Origin of the sequence: Kineococcus vitellinus, from assembly GCF_009906315.1 — a bacterium.
Taxonomy (GTDB): Bacteria; Actinomycetota; Actinomycetes; order Actinomycetales; family Kineococcaceae; genus Kineococcus; species Kineococcus vitellinus.
On record NZ_JAAALL010000643.1, the window covers coordinates 1 to 535 of the forward strand.

Here is a 535-nt window from a genome sequence, read left to right on the forward strand (position 1 = left end):
GGGCCCGCCCCCCTCACCCCGCTGCTGGAGGCGCCCTGGCCGTGCTCGACGGACAGGGCGCCCGCCACGCCCCGCGCGGTGCCGGTGCCGGTGCCGGTGCCGGTGCCGGTGGTCTCGTCCACGATGGCTCTCCTCCCCGTCCCGCTCAGCTCGCGGACCCGCGCGCGTCCAGCGCGCACCACAGCTGCAGCGCGCCGTCCGTGCGGCGCCAGCCCCAGTCCCGGCTCAGGCCCGACAGCAGGGCGTCCGCCGCGGGCGGCACCCGCACCCGCTCGAGGTCGGCCAGGTCCACGAGGTCGACGAGGTCCACGACCACGGTGACCTCGCGCCGGTCCTCCCGCAGCTCCACGGCCGTGGCCCGCCGGCCGTCCTCGCCGGCGCTCAGCAGCTCGGCGGTGGCCTGCACGAGGTCGTCGGCGCGCTCGTCGTCGATCCCGGACTGCTGGGCGAACAGGCGCACGAAGCGGCGCAGCTGCGCCGCTTCGTGCGCCTGTTCGCCCAGCAGTCCGGGATCGACGACGAGCGCGCCGACGAC

Annotated in this window: 1 protein-coding gene; it reads right to left on the bottom strand. The window is 77.8% G+C overall.

Translation table 11 applies throughout. From position 1 onward, the window contains the following. Nucleotides 1-145: 145 nt before the first annotated feature. Nucleotides 146-535 (bottom strand): hypothetical protein (locus GTQ99_RS23895; protein ID WP_166618102.1); only part of this gene is annotated, 390 nt, incomplete at its 5' end.